The organism is Enterococcus sp. BWR-S5 (genome assembly GCF_016745255.1).
Lineage (GTDB): Bacteria > Bacillota > Bacilli > Lactobacillales > Enterococcaceae > Enterococcus_L.
Window position 1 is genome coordinate 1 of sequence record NZ_JADOEQ010000037.1, and the last position, 1,363, is coordinate 1,363.

General features: G+C 45.6%; 3 protein-coding genes. All 3 read right to left on the reverse strand.

The features are described from left to right. On the reverse strand, positions 1–864 hold an 864-nt coding region (locus IW510_RS21190; protein WP_202063195.1), incomplete at its 3' end, for a hypothetical protein. After that, positions 861–1,220 (reverse strand): DUF3958 family protein, encoded by a 360-nt coding sequence (locus IW510_RS21195; RefSeq protein ID WP_202063197.1) that lies wholly within the window; start codon positions 1,218–1,220, stop codon positions 861–863. The genes IW510_RS21190 and IW510_RS21195, both read right to left, overlap by 4 nt. Continuing rightward, positions 1,217–1,348, reverse strand: coding sequence for a hypothetical protein (locus IW510_RS21535; RefSeq protein WP_330932677.1), 132 nt, complete (start codon positions 1,346–1,348; stop codon positions 1,217–1,219). The genes IW510_RS21195 and IW510_RS21535 overlap by 4 nt, the downstream gene beginning before the upstream one ends. Between the last annotated feature and the right edge of the window lie 15 nt (positions 1,349–1,363).

Consider the following 1,363-nt stretch of genomic DNA (forward strand, 5'->3'; position numbering starts at 1 on the left):
ATACGTCACTTCATAACGATTGATTTTCAGTTCCTTAGCCGTATACCGGTCTTTTGCTAGGTGTTCGCCATATTCATCTAATAATGCATACAGCTCCGGGTGATCCTTTTTGGATAAGCGCTGACCGTCTTTGATGATTGTCCAGCTCTTTCCATATTTCCCACCGTACTCTACACATTCTATCTCATAAGCATTCAGTCGCGCCAGTCTCTTTTGAATGTCCTGTTGGTTTCGCTCTTCCCGCTCCTGCCACGCCTCGTTAATCGCTTTCGTCCAGGATAGATTTAGTTTAGAAATATCAAAGGTACCGCTGCTGGGATTCCACGCAGTACAGCCCTCAATTGCGGTTAGTGCCTGTTCCAGATTATCCAGATTGGCTTCCACCTCAGAAAAAATCCCTGCAGAAGCTGCATTGAAAGTATAAAGGTTATTCAACTTTTCTTCCAGCTTGCCGATGCCTTCCTGCATCCGCATATAGGCCTGCTCCATCCGCTGATTAGGTTTCTCTTCCTTATTCAGAACCTCTGCATAAGACTTCAATAAGCTTTGTCCTTGTTCGATTTGTGCCTTTAGCCGTGCTTCCTCCACATCGCAGCTGTCCACCATTGCCTGAAATTCCTTTGGAAATTTCGTATGGGCGTCGATCATTGATTCTCCCACCAAAATCAAGGCTTGACTGACTGGCGGATACACGGCCATAAAGTAACGCTTGGCGGAATCATACGTATTGCTGGAGAGGGGAGCGCTTAAAAATGCGTGGATACTATCCTTCAAGGTACCCGCATGCTGAATATAGGCTGTGGCCAGCGCGACTGCCGAACTGCTTTGTGCCTGAACCTCTCCCACATAAAAATTGATACTCACACCTTTTCCTCCTCTCCCATTAACAACGTACGCCGTTTCTGAAGAAGGCGCTCCTCTTTTGCCTCAAGCGCCTGCTTCTCTTTGTAGAGCGTTTCCACTTTTTCATCTAATGACCGCAGATTTTCCCGATGAAGAACGCTCAGCTCCTCTTCCATATCAGTAAAATAATTGTGCTGCTCTCCTATACTTGTGGAAAGGACATCATGTATAAATGCTTCCTGCTTTTTAACTAATCGACGATAATCATTTTCTCGTTCCTCCAGCTGCCAGTTGTCCTTGCGATTTTTTTCTTGATTCTCAGATAACTTAGCCAGCTGTTGTTGAATATGCTGTTCCTCTTTTTCTATCTCTTTCATGGCCACTTGCCCGGTCCTGACAAATCACTGAACCCATCAAATCCTTGCCCGATTTTCTGATCGATAACCGAAAACTCCTTTGCCACCGAATGAATAGTGTTCCCATCTCTGGTTAATGCATTGGAAATTCGCTGCCCGGACTG